Origin of the sequence: Spiroplasma endosymbiont of Seladonia tumulorum (assembly GCF_964020235.1) — a bacterium.
Classification (GTDB): domain Bacteria; phylum Bacillota_I; class Bacilli_A; order Mycoplasmatales; family Mycoplasmataceae; genus Spiroplasma.
Genome location: NZ_OZ026545.1, coordinates 838927 through 857107, shown reverse-complemented (window position 1 = coordinate 857107; position 18181 = coordinate 838927). Strand labels below are relative to the sequence as shown.

At 24.7% G+C, this 18181-nt stretch carries 20 protein-coding genes and 1 tRNA gene; 13 read left to right on the top strand and 8 right to left on the bottom strand.

The features are described from left to right. The first annotated feature begins 73 nt into the window (after positions 1 to 73). Together AACL22_RS05500 and AACL22_RS05495 are read left to right on the top strand one after the other, a co-directional pair. Positions 74 to 1645, top strand: a complete 1572-nt coding sequence (locus AACL22_RS05500; protein ID WP_338990234.1) for an MATE family efflux transporter — start codon at positions 74 to 76, stop codon at positions 1643 to 1645. A 166-nt stretch (positions 1646 to 1811) separates the two neighbouring features. Continuing rightward, on the top strand, positions 1812 to 4736 hold the full coding sequence (locus tag AACL22_RS05495; protein ID WP_338990232.1) for a 2-oxo acid dehydrogenase subunit E2: 2925 nt from the start codon (positions 1812 to 1814) through the stop codon (positions 4734 to 4736). A gap of 17 nt (positions 4737 to 4753) precedes the next feature. Here AACL22_RS05495 and AACL22_RS05490 read toward each other — a convergent pair whose 3' ends face one another. Then, positions 4754 to 5368 carry a YigZ family protein gene (locus tag AACL22_RS05490; RefSeq protein WP_338990230.1) on the bottom strand — a complete coding sequence of 205 codons (615 nt, stop codon included), beginning with the start codon at positions 5366 to 5368 and terminating at the stop codon, positions 4754 to 4756. A gap of 231 nt (positions 5369 to 5599) precedes the next feature. Between AACL22_RS05490 and AACL22_RS05485 the strand changes: the two genes are divergently transcribed. The 3 genes from AACL22_RS05485 (at position 5600) to AACL22_RS05475 (ending at position 7489) form a co-directional block, all read left to right on the top strand. Further along, positions 5600 to 5675 (top strand) — tRNA-His (locus tag AACL22_RS05485). Between the two features lie 403 nt (positions 5676 to 6078). Then, complete coding sequence (locus AACL22_RS05480; RefSeq protein ID WP_338990228.1) at positions 6079 to 6621, top strand: DUF402 domain-containing protein; 543 nt, start codon at positions 6079 to 6081, stop codon at positions 6619 to 6621. Positions 6622 to 6760: 139 nt separating this feature from the next. Beyond that, positions 6761 to 7489 (top strand): glycoside hydrolase family 1 protein, encoded by a 729-nt coding sequence (locus AACL22_RS05475; protein WP_338990226.1) that lies wholly within the window; start codon positions 6761 to 6763, stop codon positions 7487 to 7489. A 162-nt stretch (positions 7490 to 7651) separates the two neighbouring features. Here AACL22_RS05475 and AACL22_RS05470 read toward each other — a convergent pair whose 3' ends face one another. Together AACL22_RS05470 and AACL22_RS05465 are read right to left on the bottom strand one after the other, a co-directional pair. Next, entirely contained in the window at positions 7652 to 8389 is a 738-nt protein-coding gene (locus AACL22_RS05470; protein WP_338990225.1) for a UPF0236 family transposase-like protein, read from the bottom strand. Between the two features lie 95 nt (positions 8390 to 8484). Continuing rightward, complete coding sequence (locus AACL22_RS05465) at positions 8485 to 8991, bottom strand: UPF0236 family transposase-like protein (protein ID WP_338990223.1); 507 nt, start codon at positions 8989 to 8991, stop codon at positions 8485 to 8487. Positions 8992 to 9251: 260 nt separating this feature from the next. Here AACL22_RS05465 and AACL22_RS05460 point away from each other — a divergent pair, with 260 nt between their 5' ends. The 8 genes from AACL22_RS05460 (at position 9252) to AACL22_RS05425 (ending at position 16009) form a co-directional block, all read left to right on the top strand. After that, positions 9252 to 9650, top strand: a complete 399-nt coding sequence (locus tag AACL22_RS05460) for a hypothetical protein (protein ID WP_338990221.1) — start codon at positions 9252 to 9254, stop codon at positions 9648 to 9650. Beyond that, positions 9643 to 11103 carry a PBSX family phage terminase large subunit gene (locus AACL22_RS05455; protein ID WP_338990219.1) on the top strand — a complete coding sequence of 487 codons (1461 nt, stop codon included), beginning with the start codon at positions 9643 to 9645 and terminating at the stop codon, positions 11101 to 11103. Before AACL22_RS05460 ends, AACL22_RS05455 begins: the two co-directional genes overlap by 8 nt. Beyond that, positions 11103 to 11381 carry a hypothetical protein gene (locus tag AACL22_RS05450; RefSeq protein WP_338990217.1) on the top strand — a complete coding sequence of 93 codons (279 nt, stop codon included), beginning with the start codon at positions 11103 to 11105 and terminating at the stop codon, positions 11379 to 11381. Before AACL22_RS05455 ends, AACL22_RS05450 begins: the two co-directional genes overlap by 1 nt. Next, complete coding sequence (locus tag AACL22_RS05445) at positions 11374 to 12066, top strand: hypothetical protein (protein ID WP_338990215.1); 693 nt, start codon at positions 11374 to 11376, stop codon at positions 12064 to 12066. Before AACL22_RS05450 ends, AACL22_RS05445 begins: the two co-directional genes overlap by 8 nt. A gap of 42 nt (positions 12067 to 12108) precedes the next feature. Next, complete coding sequence (locus AACL22_RS05440; protein WP_338990214.1) at positions 12109 to 12765, top strand: hypothetical protein; 657 nt, start codon at positions 12109 to 12111, stop codon at positions 12763 to 12765. Between the two features lie 3 nt (positions 12766 to 12768). Further along, positions 12769 to 14790, top strand: a complete 2022-nt coding sequence (locus tag AACL22_RS05435) for a hypothetical protein (protein ID WP_338990213.1) — start codon at positions 12769 to 12771, stop codon at positions 14788 to 14790. A 136-nt stretch (positions 14791 to 14926) separates the two neighbouring features. Next, positions 14927 to 15223 carry a hypothetical protein gene (locus AACL22_RS05430; protein ID WP_338990212.1) on the top strand — a complete coding sequence of 99 codons (297 nt, stop codon included), beginning with the start codon at positions 14927 to 14929 and terminating at the stop codon, positions 15221 to 15223. A gap of 309 nt (positions 15224 to 15532) precedes the next feature. Continuing rightward, positions 15533 to 16009 (top strand): hypothetical protein, encoded by a 477-nt coding sequence (locus AACL22_RS05425; RefSeq protein ID WP_338990210.1) that lies wholly within the window; start codon positions 15533 to 15535, stop codon positions 16007 to 16009. Between the two features lie 45 nt (positions 16010 to 16054). On the opposite strand, the gene AACL22_RS05420 is transcribed toward AACL22_RS05425, so the two are convergent. From AACL22_RS05420 to AACL22_RS05400, 5 genes are all read right to left on the bottom strand, one after another. Beyond that, positions 16055 to 16252, bottom strand: a complete 198-nt coding sequence (locus AACL22_RS05420) for a hypothetical protein (protein WP_338990208.1) — start codon at positions 16250 to 16252, stop codon at positions 16055 to 16057. Positions 16253 to 16332: 80 nt separating this feature from the next. Then, positions 16333 to 16785: an IS3 family transposase gene (locus AACL22_RS05415; protein ID WP_338993017.1), complete on the bottom strand. Its 453-nt coding sequence runs from the start codon at positions 16783 to 16785 to the stop codon at positions 16333 to 16335. A 140-nt stretch (positions 16786 to 16925) separates the two neighbouring features. After that, positions 16926 to 17129: a hypothetical protein gene (locus AACL22_RS05410; protein ID WP_338990206.1), complete on the bottom strand. Its 204-nt coding sequence runs from the start codon at positions 17127 to 17129 to the stop codon at positions 16926 to 16928. A gap of 55 nt (positions 17130 to 17184) precedes the next feature. After that, complete coding sequence (locus AACL22_RS05405) at positions 17185 to 17697, bottom strand: lipoprotein (RefSeq protein ID WP_338990205.1); 513 nt, start codon at positions 17695 to 17697, stop codon at positions 17185 to 17187. A gap of 12 nt (positions 17698 to 17709) precedes the next feature. Continuing rightward, positions 17710 to 18177, bottom strand: coding sequence for a hypothetical protein (locus tag AACL22_RS05400; RefSeq protein ID WP_338990204.1), 468 nt, complete (start codon positions 18175 to 18177; stop codon positions 17710 to 17712). Between the last annotated feature and the right edge of the window lie 4 nt (positions 18178 to 18181).

Genomic DNA, 18181 nt, shown 5'->3' with positions numbered 1-18181 from the left:
AATTTTTTGCCTCAAAAAATGATATGCGACTGCATTAGTACTAATTTTATTAGCAACATTACAAGAAATTATTATGGAATCAACAGACTTAGTTGATAATTTTTTTGCAAGTTCAATTCAAAAAAATGTCCATGGTTATCAAAAACTATTTAATGAGATTAAATATATTTTTGGAGCAAATAATGTTTATCATGTAAAAGCAGTTTGAGATAGTTGAGGTTTAGGAAATTATGTTGGATATCATTATACAGCAGGACAATTAGCAATTAATGGAGTTGCTGCCTCTAACCAACTTTATTTTATTATGTTTGCAATTCTAAGCGGAGTTTGTTATGGTTTTGGAGTTTTTAATGCACAATATTATGGTGCTGAAAAGTATAAAGAATTACAACAAGTAACATTATTAAAAATTTATGTTTGTTTAATCATTTGCCTTATTGTATTAATTTTATCGCAGGTTTGTGGTTATGAAATGATTAGTTTTACTACAACACCAAAATATGCTCCTCGCCCTGAGATAGTTTCACAATTAAAATCTGAGGATAAAGATTTAGCAATTCAGTGGTTTAAATATTTTGAATATAGAGCAGCGTCAATTTCAACATTAGAAGGAGCAGAGTATTTTAAAATAGTTGCTTTATCATATCCATTGTTAGCAATTAACATTGCTTTCATTACGACTTTACGTGAAACTGGTCGAGCAGGTTTGGCAGTATGAATTTCAGTTATTGCTTTAAGTACGAATTGTTTTATGAATCCATTTTTAATTGAACCAAATTTTATTGCAAATTTTAATGGAATTGGTGTACAAGGAGCCGCAATTGCTACGTCAGCTTCACGTATTTTGCAACTTGTTTTCATAATAGTTTTATTTTCATATAAACGGTATAAATTTATTCCTCGAAATTGATGACACTTTGATGGTTATGTTACAAAACAAGCGTTTCAAAAAGCTTGACCAATTGTTTTAAATGAAATTTTTTGATCAGTCGGAATGGTAGTACAAGTTAAATTACGAGCATACTATAGTTTAGATGCTTTAACAGCAAATGCGATTTTTTCAACAATTATTGTTGCTTTATATACGCCGCTGTATCATGGATTTGCTGCGGGAACTTCAGTTTTAGTTGGCAGCCGGTTAGGGGCTAATAATTTAGAAGAGGCAGAATATAATGGTAAACATTTAGTTAATTTGTCTTTTCTAGTTGGAATTATTGCGGGATTAATTTTAGTTGCCGGAGGATGATTTTTACCAGAATTATTGTTTGTAAATAATACGCCAAAAACATTTAGAATTGCACATTGGATGCTTTTTGCTTATGGATTATGATATCCTTGTTTAATGATTGCTGCAACAAGTTATGCCATTATTAGAACAGATGGTGCTGTGATGAATGCCTTTGTTTTAGATGCTTTATTCACATGATTAGTGCCAGTACCATTATTAGCAATTTTAATTTTTACTTCAAATTTAGATATTATTTATATTGTATTAATTATGCAATCAGTTGACAGTTTAAAAGCAATTTGAGCATTGATGATTTTAAAACGAAAAAAATGGGTAAAAAATTTAACAGAAACTAAGCATATTACAGAATTTGATAATAAAGTAAAAAGGATAAAAAGAAATGCGAAAGAAATGTAAAAATTTTGCATTTTTTTATTTTTTGTGTATAATATTATTTTTCATTTTAATACTAAAAAACAGTGAATGTATGATATAATTACTTTGTAATAAAATGGGTATAAAAGTGGCTAAACTAAATTTAATAAAATATATTAAGTTTTTTTGAATGGGGTAATCAGAAACAATGAAAAAAATTAGAGTATTAACGTTAGAAAAAAAAGGAATTTTAAAAAAATTCTTATATCAAAATGAAGAAGTTAAATTAGGTGATAAAATTGCTTTAATTGAAACTGAAAATGGTGAATCTATTATTACAGCCCCAATGGATGGAATTATTGTTAAGCCAATTAAAGAAGGCACTAAAATTAAACCCAATGCTGTTATTGCTAATTTGCTAACAACTGAAGATGAAATTGAAAAGTATTATTTTAAACGTCTTGAAGATAACGAATTTACTCGTTTAAATAAAAAAGGGGTAAAATTTTCGACAACAAAAAATGGTCAATTTGGAACAAAATGAAATGATGTTGAAGAAGATGATTATTCAGGAATTAGTATTGGGAACGAAAATACTTTACATCCAACTTTTACGCCACCTTTATTGAATCAGCAACAAGTTTACAATAATGAAAACATTATTAATTCGATATTATCACAAAATTTTAACCAAAATGGTGGAACTCCCTTTTCTAAAGAGAATACTATTAATAATAGTTCTTATTTTTCAACAAATATTGAACAAAATCAATCTATTAATTTTCAGCAACAAAACAATTCATCATCACAAAAACAACTTTTTGAACAACCCACTAAAATAACACAAGAAGAACAGAAACGATGGGATGAAACAGCATTATCTTTTGGTCCTAAGAAAACACGAAGATTATCATTTAAAAATTTAAAAATTAATGATAATGATAATGATATTATTAATAATCGAGAAAAAATTCCTTCAATTGATACAATTAAAAACCCAATGAATAAAGAAATAAAAAGTGAGGCGAAGACAACAATGGTTAATATTTCTGATTTGAATAGTAATATGTTTCAAAATGGTAACTTTGAATCACAAACAAATAGTTTGAATCAACCGCCTTCTATTCCCAACCAAAATATTATAACGAATGCTATTCCAATTGGACAAACAAAATTAACAGAAGAAAATCAAGCAAAAGAATATGCAAAATATTTAGTTAATAAAACAAAGCATCAAGATGAAGCACCAATTAATGCAGCAGCATTTTTTGGTGATCAAAATGAAAATACTAGTTTTCGTAATCTTGTAAATCAACGTCGTGAGCAATTACATAATAATAATGATTTTCATGAGTTATCATTAGAAAGTGATAATTCCAAAAATTCAATGGATTTTTTAGATGAAGATGGACGTCCTAAAATTTTACGTAATATTGTCCAAGAAAAAATGAATGATTTAATTAAAAGAAATGTATCATCAGAAGTACAAACTGGGTATAGTAGTTCTGCTTCTAATTATAATGACAATGTTAATACTTTTAAAACAAATGACAAAAAATTATCTGATGAAGCTTATATTTTTGCTGATGGTTACACAATTGATCCAAATGAGTCAAATGAAGCGAAAGAAAAAAAACAAGGACATTTTTCTCCATTAAAATCTTATCGTGATCGTTTATATGAAAAATTAAATGATAATGGGCAACGAGAAAAAATTTTAAAAACAAGAAATCAACGAGAGTTAATTAAGAAAAGAATGGAACAAATTGCAAAAGGAAATGTTGAAGTTGATTCTGTTTTAGGAGGAATTAGTAATTATCAGCGTCCTTCTTTTGAGGAAGTTGAATCACAATATAAAATATTAGATAATGAATATTATGATAATAATTCGCAGCAGAAAAAAACAAATGATGATATAGTTAAACCATCTTTATCATATGAAAAACAACAATCATCTAAGCAACTAACTCAACTTGAAAACAGTGATGAAAGTAACTGTAGTTTAAAAGGTACAATTGATAATAATGTAATGATTGAATTGGCAATTTTAAAAGAACGCTTAGCTAATCAAGAACAAAATAATCGTCAAAATGAATTATTACGAGAAATTCAAAGTTTACGTCAAGTAAATAATAATAATAATACAGATAGAACAAACATTGAAAAAATGATGCAATATATGTTAATGCAACAAATGTTAAAAACAATGAATGACTCAGATCCTGTTTTAAAAGAGATGTTAAAAGAATTTAAATTTAATAATAAACAAGGGCCTGAATTAAAAACTGAACATAATTGTGAAACACATAATTTACAAGTTAAAAAATTTAATTCCACAGAAACTACAATTCCTAATACTTATGGAAACTTGGTACAACCATTAAATAACAATTTAAATATTATTAATACTAATAGTCAAGTTGAACCACAGGGATTAGAAACAAGAGAAGAAATTAAATCAACAAGATATCCTGCGATTCAATCAATGATTATGTCTCAAGCACATGTACCACCATTAACAATTAATACTGAAATTGATATGTCAGCAATTATTGATCAACAACGAAAATTAAAAAATGCTAATGCTGAGCATGGTGTTCGATTTTCGACAATGAGTTTTTTAGTAAAAGCAGTTTCGTTAGCTTTAAGTGAATATTTAAAATTAAATTCATATTATGATTCAAAAACAAATCAAATTGTAATTAAAAATTCACAACACATTGGGTTAGCAACAGAAACTAGTGAGGGATTAGTTATTCCAGTTATTAAATTTGCTGAGCGAATGAGTTTAAAACAAATTGCAATTAACATTCAAGAAACAATTGAACGTTTACGTCAAGGTGAATTATATGATTATGAATTAAAAGGAAGTACTATTACTATTGCCAACTATGGAATGGTTGGAGCAGTTAATGCAACACCAACAATTTTTTATCCTAATTCAGCAGTAATTGGTGTTGGGCGTATTGTTCGTAAACCAATTGTCATAAAAGGGGATAAACTAGTAATTCGTTCAATAATGAATCTTGCTTTAACAATTGATCAACGAATTATTGATGCTGCAGAAGCAGGGATTTTCTTAACACGGTTAAAAGAAATTTTAGAATCACCAGAATTAATTACGTTGTCATAAAAAAATATTATTAATTTTTAATTAATAAGATTTTTTAAAATTTTATAACTATAGATTTTTCCTTTAATAATTAAATTATCTAATTCAATTAGTACACTGTTGTTACGATCAATAATTATAGTAAAAATTAAGTCACCACGATAAATTAACCTAGATATAATATTAATTTTATTTTTGTCTAAAAGTTCTCGTAAAAATACTTCATTTAATGGGCGTAATAAAATTTTAATTTTAATTTGTTCATTATTTTTTTCTAACTGAGCAGAATTTAAAATAATACGCGTAATTGTTGCATATCCATTTTTAATTCAATCTTCGAGTAAACTGTAAATTGGATTAAAATACCGAAGAACTAGAACAATAATATTTGTTATATTTTTTTCAAGAATATTTTCTAAGATAGTTTTTCCTGCAATATGTCATGTTTCACCATTATCGGTTTTGTAAATATTTTCACGACGATTCCCAATGACATATGCATATACATTATGGTTTGCTTTTTTATCTTTATACTTTTTTAAGAAGTTAATAACATCTGTTTCAGTTTGAACGTAACTAGTAAAACTAAGAAATTTAACATTACGAATTATTAATTCTTTAGTTAAAATTTTATTTTTCTTAATTATATACATTTTGTTATTCTTTTTCTATTTTTACTCCCTTGGGTACTACATAGCTGTACCTAATATATTATATAATATAAAATTAATGATAAGATTTATTAACATAATAATCCTTTTTAAAGTAATATCTTATTTATTTTAATGTTATAAAAAATATGTTTTTAAGATGTAGGAATAATTCTATTTACATTTTTTTGTTTTAAGTTATAATAAATAAGGTTATTTATATAATAAGATATGGCGGTTGTGGCGAAGAGGTTAACGCTCCGGATTGTGGCTCCGGCATTCGTGGGTTCAAGTCCCATCAGCCGCCCCATTTTTAACTACAAAAGTAGTTTTTTTATTTTTAAAAAGAAAAAATATCAAATCTAACATAATATCTCCCCTATTAAAATTATCAAACAAATAGGAGAGATTTTTACTTAACTATAAGGTCTTGTAAAAAGCAATATATAAATTTATAATTTCCAAAATAATTTATTTCCAATAAAAAAATTTCTAATTAGTTAAAGTCTGTCTATTTACTTAATAAATACAACTGATATAATGAAAATGTTGACGTATTTAAAATAGCATTTTATTTTAAAGTAATTAATATCAAAATAAAATTAAATATTATGGCAATTTAAATTTAATAATTTTACATAATTTTTTATTGTATTATTTTTAGTTGTTTTTTTGCTGTAATTTTAAAAAAGTAAATTATGGGAGGTAACATTATGGACTCGTTACAAGTTGAAGATAGTGTCTTAGTACATGCTTATAAACATAATGGTTCAGTTTACCGTAGTTGAGAATCAGCAGTTGTTTTATTACTAGAAGAAGAATATATTGTTTTAGTAAATGAAGATGTTACTGTTACAGAATTGAATGGTAGAAAATGAAAAACAAATGAACCAGCAATCTGGATTTTTAATCGGAAAAATTGAAGTAATATTATTTGTATGCTTAAAGATACCGGGATAAATTATTATTGTAATATTGCATCACCATTTATTATGGAGCAAAAAACAATTAAGTATATTGATTATGATTTAGACATTAAAGTTTTTGCCGATGGTAGTTATAAAATTTTAGATTTAAAAGAGTTTAATCGAAATCGCATTGCTTGAAAATATAGTCGTGATATTGTTAATGCAATTTGAACAGAAATTGATAATTTAAAGCATTTAATTAAAAATAAACTTTTTATTTTTGAACATAGTCGTGTAGAAACATTATGGAAACAATATTTAGTATTAAAATCCAAATTACTTAAATAATGTTTTATTGTTTATTCTCTAAATAATAGATATAATAAAAGTGTTTTAGAGAGGAGATTTCTAATGGGGCAGTATAATTTTAAAAAAAAATTTTTTATGAGGTAGTGCTTTTTCTGGTCCGCAAACAGAAGGGGCATCTTTGGAAGAAGGGAAATTTGCATCAAATTGAGATCATTGATTTAAGTTAGAAAAATACCGTTTTTTTAATCAACAACCTTGTTTAAATGATTTTTACCATCGTTATCAAAAAGATATTAAAATTGCAAGGGAGTTAAATTTTAATTCATTACGAACATCAATTCAATGAACTAGATTAATTCCTGATGAAAAAACAGTTAATCCAAAAGGAATTGAATTTTACAATAATGTAATTAATGAAATGTTAAAAAATAATATTAAACCAATTATTAATTTATTTCATTTTGATATGCCATATTGAGCACAACAAAAAGGTGGTTGACTTTCACGAGAAGTCGTTGATGCTTTTGTTTTTTATGCAAAAACTTGTTTTGAATTATTTGGTGATCGAGTTGAAATGTTTACCACTTTTAATGAACCAATTGTTGTAATTGAAGGTAGTTATTGATATGATTGACATTTTCCAAATGAAGTTAATATGCAACATGGTATGCAAGCTCAATGGAATACTTTAATTGCTTTTAAATGAGCAATTAAAGTATTTCGACAATTAAAATTAAAAGGAAAAATTGGGTGCATTTTAAGCATTTCACCATCAATTCCTCGTAGTAAAAATAAAGCTGATTTAGAAGCAGCAAAATGACATGATTTGTTTACAATTAATTGTTTTTTAGATCCGATGGTTAAAAATGTTTATCTACAAAAATTAAAGGTTGTATGTATTATTTAAGGGTTTTAATTAATATCTTAGAAATTGTGGAATAAAAATACCACTTACTTATTTAAATTTTATTACTTTTAATTTTAATGTCAATATATTTTTATATTTTTTTTAAATTTTTTCACGACAAAAATACATTTTTATTAAAGTTATTTAATTTATTAGATAAAATTAATAAAAATATAAGTTTGGTTGTAAATTATTATTTACAAAATTATTAACTGAATAATTAATTCTTTCTTTGGAAGGTTCATTAGTATTAAATAAATTAATTTTATTTTTAAAATTCATCATACTAGTATTTAATTTATTTTTAAGAGTTTTTTCATGATAAGTTGCTTTTTTAACCAAAACACCTTTACAGTAATGTGATATATCACCCTCAATATGACAACCAATATTATTTCATAATGTTTGATTTCTGACACCTTTTTCATTATTTTTAATTAATTTAATTGTCTCTTTTAAGAATTTCATTTTTGATTCTTTTATAAAAGAAGCACTGTTTTCTAAACATTCTAATAATTCTTTATATTTAGCATTAAAAAAATAATCGATTGCTTTATGGTACGTTTCTCTGTTTTCTTCGTTTTTACTTTGATAAGGATATAATTTTTTAAATCTACTTGTAAGGTGGAATTTATCTATCGTGTAATGTACTTTATTTTTAGGAAAATATTCTTGAATAAATTTTACAATATTTTTAATTCAAGGTGCGCCATCGCTTAATACCATAAATTCAATATTGTCATTAATATCATAATAACTGGTAATTAATGTAAATAATTTATTAACAAAATTAGTTAATTTACTATTTTTTTTAATATATTCTGGAATATTATCAAGTTCTATAACACCTAATTTATTTGCAATTACAGGTCTTTTTTTTCGTTGATTTTGCCTTATCAAAACCAGTATGAACAGTTGAAAATATACTATGTTTTTTTATTTTTTCTTTTCCTTTTTTTCTTTTCATTTCACATTTTTAAATAAGTTCCATCAATTTAAATATATAAAGTATGAGGTATCTTTATTTTTTTATCAGTTTTATTAAGATAATATTCTTTATCAGTTTTTGCATTTTTCATAATATTTGAAATTGTTTTTATACAAATTTTTACATGTTCCATAGTATCTAAAATATCTTGATATGTTTTTTTCTTGCCAATAAATGATAATATTTTTTCTTTAACAGAATTATCTATTCTTTGTCATTTTTCAATTCCTAAAAGTTTATCCAAAGGAAAAATATATTCTTCTTTACCTGTTTCTGGATTAATTTTATAATATTTTCTTCTTTTAAAAGTTATTTTCCCATTTAAAATAGTTAATGTTCTTGGTTTTATTTCTTTTACTTTATAATTTTTAAATTCTTTTAAAGTTTCATCAATTTTATAATTTTTAAAAATTCATTCATCAGAATTTTCTAAATTTTGTTGAATAATTTCAATACTTTGTATATATAACAAATTATTAAAATTCTTTAAAAAGTTGTTATCAATATTTATCATTTTTTGCCCCCTTTTCTTAGTTCTACACATTAACACAAAAATAATAAAAATGCAAAAAAAAAAAAAAAAAAGATATTATTTTTTATTTATTGTGTTATAATTTAATTGTTAATTATTAGCAAATTAATTTAACTGAAAAAAGTAAAGTAATTTACTTTTTTTATTTTGATGTAAAATATAGATAATAAAAAAAGAACCGTGTCAAGTTCTTTTGTACATGTTTTTCTCTACTTATATTTAACCATATAAAGGAGTAAAAAATGAAAGAATTTAATCCAAAAACAGCAAGTTTACGAACATTCTATCGTAAAATAGATGAATTTTGGCAAAATAAATCACCTAATAAACCATATACTTTGAACGATTTAACCAATGAATTCAATCTTTCTCGCAAGTGAAGATATGATACTTATGCGAGCGAGAAGATAGTTCCTTTACTTGAAAAACAAGTTGATAGAATTGAAAGTGAAATAATTAATTTTATGATGAAATCACCAGATGGTGCTAAATTATATTGACAACGAGCATTTAATTATAAATATTCAATACAAGAAAAACAGTTAGAACAAGAATTAAACTTAAATAATCAACAACCAATAATAGTTAATTTACAAACGGATATTAGAGATATTAAAAAAGAAAGTGATAATAATGCTTAATCATTTTACTTATTTGTTAGAAACTTCTTATTGGTTATTACAAAATAGTAGTATTGGTAATAAATATCCCTTTGCTAAAAAGTTTGAGTTAGTGAATGAAATTAATCAAATTGTAACACGATATAGTGGTAAAACTATATCAAATATTAAAATGTTTGGTGAATTATTAAAAATTAGTTTATTAATTAAAGAACCAATTTGTATAATTGCTAGTATGTATTGGAGTAAAGATTTAAAAGATAGTGTATTTCAAAATATATGAAATATGTTAGATGAAAATCATATTCCTTATACTATTAATTTATCAAATTTTACTTTTACTTTATCAAATGGTAGCAAAATATATTGTAAAGGTTTACATTCACCAAGTCGGAAAGAAAAATTAAAAGCCTTTGCTAATTTAAATAAATATAAATTAGTTATTGATTGAAGAGATGAATGTGATCAATTTCAACAAAAAGATTTAAGTGATTTAGAATTTGCTATTCGTGGTTATCAAAATAAAATAACAATTAATACATGTAATCCTGAAAGTTTAAAAAGATATATTGTTGGTTATTGTAATGAATTAATGCCTTTTGATGAAGAAATAATGCGTAGTAAATATGAGCAAATTAAGTATATTGAAAAATGAAATATGAAAATTATTATTCATTATTCTAGTTGAAGATTAAATTATGAATTACCACAAGATAAAGTTAATGAACAATTAAGATTAGAACAGTTAGATATTGAAAGAGCAAGAGTATGGAGTTGAGGTTTACCAGGCAATACTAGTGGGTCAATATTTGCAAGATATATTGATATTATGCAAGCAACAGATATTATTCAACCAACTAAATTATTAGGTGGTGTTGATTTAGCAAACTCTACTAGTCCTAAGGGACATACAACAGCAGCGAGTTTTTGAATATATAATTCATTTGATAAAAAAGCATATAAAGTAGCAGAATATACACACTCAAATGCTACACAACAATTTAAAGGACCATTAGAACAAGTAAAAGATATTTTAGAGTTTTACAACAATCAATTAAATCAATATTTTAATTTAATACAGCAAGGTATATCAATCAATGTTGATGATAGTGCTTATGCAACATTAGAAAGTTTAAACCGAGAAAAATATAATTATTCTTTTGGTCAATATATGCATTTAAAACCAGCACAAAAGCAGAAATTTAAAATAAAGCATCGTATTGAAGCATTCACAATGTTAATAAATACTAATCAATTAAAATGATTATGAGAAAAATGTCCTGTAAGTAAAACTCAATATGAATTAATTCAATGAGAAGATAAACCAGATGCCAGAGAAGAACGAATGTTGGACTTATACGATGATACATTTGATAGTGATTTTTATGCTTTACACTTTGAATTAGTACCAATGGTTAAACATAATAGTTCAGCAGATTATAAATTATGACAACAAAGGGAGTGATTAACTTAATGAAAAAAGATATTTATGTAATACATGATGAGCGTGTAATAAATGCAAAAAGACCTTATATGTCTGTTTGTGGACAAGTTAAAAAAAGACTTTGTCAAGAATTAAAAAAAGATAATATCGCAATATGTAATTTAAATTTATATAACGAATATATTAAGAAATATCAAAAAGTTAAAGTATGTGTACAAGTTTTATCAAATGAATCAAATTTATTAACAGTAAATATAATTAATTATGCACATATCTTAAATTTAAAGGAGCAAAATAACAATGAATAATACTTTCCCTAGTTTTCCAAACTTAAATGATATTAATAGTGTTTTAAAATTTTATAATTATGATTGAACAATTAATTTAGCCAATATTATTGCTCGCCATCAAATGCGATTAGTAAATGGTAAAGATATTTTATTTAAGTCTCATCGTAAGGACATTTTAGAAAAATTAAATTGATGATATGAAACTTATAAAATAAAAGAAAAATTAGATAAAAATGAATTAACAGCAAGTTTAATGGGTAAAACTATCTTTGGTTTATTAGAAACATCAGACGGTAATATTGATTTATGAATTAACCCTTTTAACTTTACATCTCGTGTAAGTAAAATAAATGAAATTGAACAAGGTGCTGATATTTGATTAAATTATCATCAATCAGATAGTGGTTTTATTTTAAATTTAATTTGTACCAAAGATAAAATAGTTATTAAAGGTTGACCCAAAAATAATGAAGTAGTTGTTGGGCAAAGTAAAACACAAATTAAAGATGATGTTAGACCTGTTTTAGTTCAAGAATTTAAAAATAAATTAGGTATAGTGCCCTTTTGAGAAATGATAAATGAACCTAATCCTTTATTTTTATCAACATCAACCACTTTAAATCCATGACCTACAATGGCAAATTGTTATAAATTACAATTTGATTTAGAGGATAGTTTTAATATTAAATCAAAAGAAAGATAAGCAAATCGTACTCATTGATATGGGATATTAGATGATGATTTAATGACTGCTTATAACAAAGGTAATAAAAAAGTATTACAAGATGCTTTTGATGATATTTTTATTCAGTCAGGTCAATCAGCCGTAGATGGTCAATTATCCCAATCTTTACAAGTAATACAAGGGACACCAACCTTAGAAACATATACACAAGACCAAAAAGCAATTATTGAACAAGTATATATAGCATGTAATTTTTCTAGTCCTTTTGGTGATGCCTCAGATAGTGAAGAAAATAAAACTCAATCATTAATAAAAAAAACAAAAGACTTAGAAAAACAAGCATATTTACAAGCATATCGTAAACAATATTATACTAAGATGTTTGATACTGTTTTAAAATATTATGGTTTATGAGATGGTGTTGGTGAACGCCCGTATGGTTTTGATTTTGTTAGTGCTAGTTTAGTAGACCAAATGCGACAAAATGAATTAATTACTACTAGATTAGATAATTGAACAATGGAGCCAATAAGAGCGATAACTGAATATGATAATGTTGATGAATTAGAAGCAATCAAATATTATAAAAAAATTGAAAAATACTGAGATAAAAGGCATGCCCAAGAGATAAAACATAATAATAAATTAATGGAATATGATGAAACTGGTAATAATCAAAATGCCGTACAAGGTAGAACAGAAATAAAGGAGAATTAACAAATGCAAAAAATTAGTCCAGCAGCTATGCAATGATTAAGAACAGGAGCAGGTGCTACTGCAATAGATACAAGAGAAAGTATAAAAGAACATAGACATTGAATGGTATTTCCTTTTAATGTTTATAGTTCATATATTCCTGATACTGAAACAGGTTGAAAACCTAATAATGCTAAACCAAGTGATTATGGTAGTTATTCAAGAATATTTGATAATATGAAAAGTACGATTGCTCAATGACAAGGCAGTTTAAAAATAGTTCAAAAATATAAAGGTGAAGAAATTAATATATTAACAATTGATGATTTTAAAAATCAACCTATTAATTCCACTATATGAGCCAATAATGAAACACCTTTTGCTATAAAATTAAAAGATGAAAATAATAATGTTTATTGAAAATTAATTGATGGTGAAAACATTTATGATATTAATAGAATGTTAGAATACTTAAATCAATATAAATTAAGTTATTTTATTAATAATGATAATAAATCTGATAACTTTTATACAAAAGAGGTTAAAGTTGGTAAATATTGAAATGCTTATATGGTTGATGATAGAAGTTCAATTCAATTTGGTGATGCTAAATTTGAACAAGTATTTACACAGCAATCAACTGAAAGACAATATACTTTATTAATTTTAGATGAAGATATTACTAAAATAAATATTAATGATTATTATAATTTTTATACTGTATTTAATGACTGTGGTTTAAATATTGGTGGTGGTGATATTAATTCTGCACCCCAAGATAGACAATGATTATATCCATCAAATGTTATTAATTATTATTCCGTAGAAGATGGTGATTTCTTATGACAAGAAATTACTTTTTCAAGTATTAATGACAAAATTAGTAATAGTGGTTTATCAGTACGACAATTTATTCAAACAAGTGCCCCAGGTGAAGGCTATTGTTTTCCTAAAATAACTTATGATGAAAAACTAAATAAAGGTATTGTTGAATTAGATAAGATTTTATTAAAAGACCCAGGTGTTAGAGTAATGGCAGTTAAATTTTATAGTAATCCTATCTTTTTTAATATGCCTGTTATTGGGCGACCAATTATTAAAGGTGAATTTAATAAAAAAGTAATGAATTCAAGAGATTTATTAATGTATAACATGTTTCCTGCACCACCTGATAAAATAAATACTTATGCTTCACCCGAAGTAAGTTGATATAACATTCAAGGAATACAACCAACTATTATTACTGGATATAAAGATTGAAAAGAACATATTCAATCAATGTCTGATTTTTGAATTGAAAAAAATAATGAGGGTATGATAATAACAGATAAAGCAAGTTCAACAGCAACTAATCCAACTGTTAAAACAACTATTAAGGAAGAAAATTCAAATTCTAAGCCTTATTGGTCTAAAAATTGAATGATTACTCCACCAGATAAAGTAAAAGTAAATAGTGGAACTATTAATAACATTATTAGTATCCAAGCATCATCATATTTTAGAAGAAAAGATGAATTTGGTAATACTGTTGGTCAAGTTCAAATTGAATATAATAAAATGGGTGCATGTAATGTTTGAGATATCTTAAATATGAATAATTTTATTAATCGCCAAATTACAGTATTACCTTTAAACTATACGCAAAAATTAGTATTTAATCCTTTTACGATACCTGCTATTGGAAAGTTTTTAAACTTTGTTTCGTTTGGTATTCCTTGGGACTGAATTGGTAATTTAACAATTACACAAGATGATAAATGACCTAATTTTCCATGACTTAATGGTTTTATGAGTGCTAATGTTTATAGTTTTTATAATGATGCCTTTTGAGGTGATAAGGCTGCTGGTAAAGGTTATTTACCATTTGAAATATTTAGAGAACAAGGAAATGATAAAATTGGTGCTATGATTGGTGCTAATGCTTCTAGTTTTAGTTTTACTACTTTATTAACTGATAAAATACAAGGCAATGTTTTTGAAAAAGATGGTAAACCAACAGAACGAATAACTTATTCAACTTATAATTTAAAACAATTAAACCCTTAAAACTAATCGTATTTATTTAATTAATGAATTAGTAAGAGCAGTTGATGCTCAAACACCAGTTAGTGATAGTGAAAAAGATAATGATTGCGAATTCTTACAAACACCTGATGGTACAAATTGTAGTTATATAATTGATATGTTCTCAATACAAGCATTATATAAAGGTAATTTTGAAATTATCTTTTATGCTGATAACCCATATACTAATAATGAAGAAGATTATTTAAAATTATCAGTATGGAGTTTCAGAGGTAAAACAAAAAGTACTTTAAATAATTATTTACGCGATATGACAACTAATTATAAAACTAGTTTCTTATTACCACACGATTATGAAATACCAACATTTAATTACCCACAATATGTATTACCATCAGTCCCATATAACTATAAACCTTATACAAAAGATATATGAGATGCTAATACAATTTAGCCATTAAAAACTAAAATTACAGCACCAACACAATGCAGTACAACTATTTCTTTTCTTTGAAAAAAAGACTTTATTAATTTATTTAATAATAATTATTATAATTCTTATTATGAAGTAGAAATTGATTTAAAACAAATCGACCCAACAATTCAAAGTATTAGTAAATTCCAAGATGCTTATAAAACAATTGAAATAAGTAATCTTAATAATTTACAAGTTTCATGTTCTGAACCCAAAATACAATGATTTATTCCTAATAAAAATATTAATATTATTGGTGGTTATAATACTTGTGAAAATAATTTAGGTTTGTTTTCTAATGGAAAATTAAAATTTAATGGTAAACCACAAAAGGATAATGTTAGTTTTGAAAATATAATAACTTTATACACAGATAATATAAAAATAAATGATACTGAAACAAAATATTCTACTGCATATACTAATGGTTTACCAAATGTGGGTTATCAAAATCGTTATTCTCTTTCTAAAAATTGTGATTTTACTTTTTTATTAGAAATAACAAAATTATCTGATAATGATGATAATAAAATTAAAGAAACATATATACAAGCATATTACACAAATGATATAAAATTAAAAATTAGATTTACAAAAGTGGTTCGTCCTGATTTTTCATTTTATTATTCAGATATGCCAGTTATAAAACTTTATAAATATTTTGGTAATGATGAAGATATAACGATAAATTTAAATGACTTAGGTGTATTAAATATGGTAAATAATAGTGATAGCCCTGTTCAAATTACAATGAAACCAAGGTAAAAATAAAAAGAGATTTAATGTAGAGTGCACCCATTTTAGTAAGTACTAATAAAAAAAGTATTTACTATTTTTTTTAATTATATCTTTTTCTTTACGATTTGAATATCATGTATTTCATTTTATAACATCTTGTATATATTCTTTATGTGAATTATATATTTTATTATGGATTGTAGCTTTCTTAAGTAATGAATGAAAACTTTCTATAACAATATTATCTGCACAGTGGTAATTTTTTCCCATTGAAATTGTAATACCGTTAAATAAACATTTATCGTGATAAATAGTGGATGTATATTGATATCCGTGATCTGAGTGAATTATTATTCCATTCAGATCTTTTTTATTAATTTTATTTTATTAATTGCATCATTTAAATTATCCATTACTAATTTATTGTCATTATATTTAAATCACTTTACATCAACTATTTCTTTAGTATATCCATCAATAATTGTTGATTGATAATATCTTTCTCCTTTTCAAATTAAATATGTTACATCAGTATATAGTACTGAAAACCTTGTTTTTATATCATTGAATTTACGATTAATTAAATCAGGATATTGCAATAAGCTTTTTTCTTTATTCTGTTTATATTTCATTTTTCTTCTCATTTTTCTTACATATTCAGGTTGTATTTGATTATCACGCATAATTCTTAAAACTTTTTTTGAATTATATTTTATACCATAATCTTCCTTTAAATATTTAGTAATTCTTCGATAACCAAATTGTTTTAAATTTTCTTCATAGACTTTTACAATATCATTTATTGCTTTTTTATCTTTTTTGCTACTGTCATAATTTTTATATTTATTTCAATAACTACGTTTTAACCCTGTTACTTCTAGTAATAATTTTATTGAATATTCACAAAAATTTTGTTTAATAAAAGAGACAATTCTTAGTTTGCTTAATTGTAAAAGTCATGGAGCTTTTTTAATAATTCATACCTTGTTTTATAATATTTTAAATTTCTTTTGGCAAAAGAAATTTTAGGTCCTTTAGGATTGTTTAATTTTCTTAATGATTTTTGTTCTAAATTCTGATGTATATTTGTTATATTTTTGTCCTTTTTTTGCCATATAAAAATGCACCCCCTATAAAAATTTAGCAAAATCTTTTTTTATTTTACTTACTTTTTGGGGTGTACTCTAAATTTATCTCTTTTTCTATTTACCCTTAACTTTTACATTACCTTTATCATCAATAATTAAGCCGGGCTCTTTAATATCTAAATTTCAACGATAAACAAATTTAAAATAATTACTATTTAATTCTCATCATTTACTGGGCTCATAAGTAAAATCATATCTATTTATAACTAAACCTTTTGGGTAAACAAATAAATCATGTTCTCTATAATGATCAAGTTTTCTTTTTAATGAAATAGAATTTAAATCTATATCATTATTAAATTTACTTAAATATCATTTTTTATTTTTATTCCCACGCCATACTACATAATATCATTTATTATCAACTTTATTGAATGGTTTTTCTTGTGGTGCTATTCATTCTAAGTTATCTTTTATTTCTTGATTAGCAGTATTTATTTTGTTTTCTTCTTTTAGTTTTGTTAATTCTTCTGGTGTATATTCATGTGATATATTACAAGCAATTAAACTAGTTGTACTTGTTCCAATTAAAGTGATTGTTCCTAAAATACTTAATATTTTTTTCATATTTTAATTCCACTATACTATAGCTGCTATTAATTCTGGTTCTGTCATTTCTCAAATTGATGAAAAAATACTAATAGCTTTTTCACAAAATAATTGAAAAACATCTTCATGTATTAATACGCTACCGTTTTCTATTTGACTAAATAAAATATTAAAAATTTGTTCCCCCGTCATTGAAATTTCTGTAGTTTGATCTAGAATAAATTCACCTTCACTGTCTCTTCATGGATCTCTAACATAATAAGTATCTTCAAGTATATTTTCTTTTTTTGGTTTGATTCCAACAATTAATGCAGAATGAGAAGCGTTATTAAATATTTGGCCATAATATTCTAATTCAAAAAAACCACCAAAAATAACAGGGACTTGTCTAGAAAGAGATTCCCATATTAAATGTCTTATCCACATTCTTTTTTCTATATCATTTAATCTATTTCAAAATAATCGAGTTAAATCAATTTCCTTTAAATTATATCTCAAACTT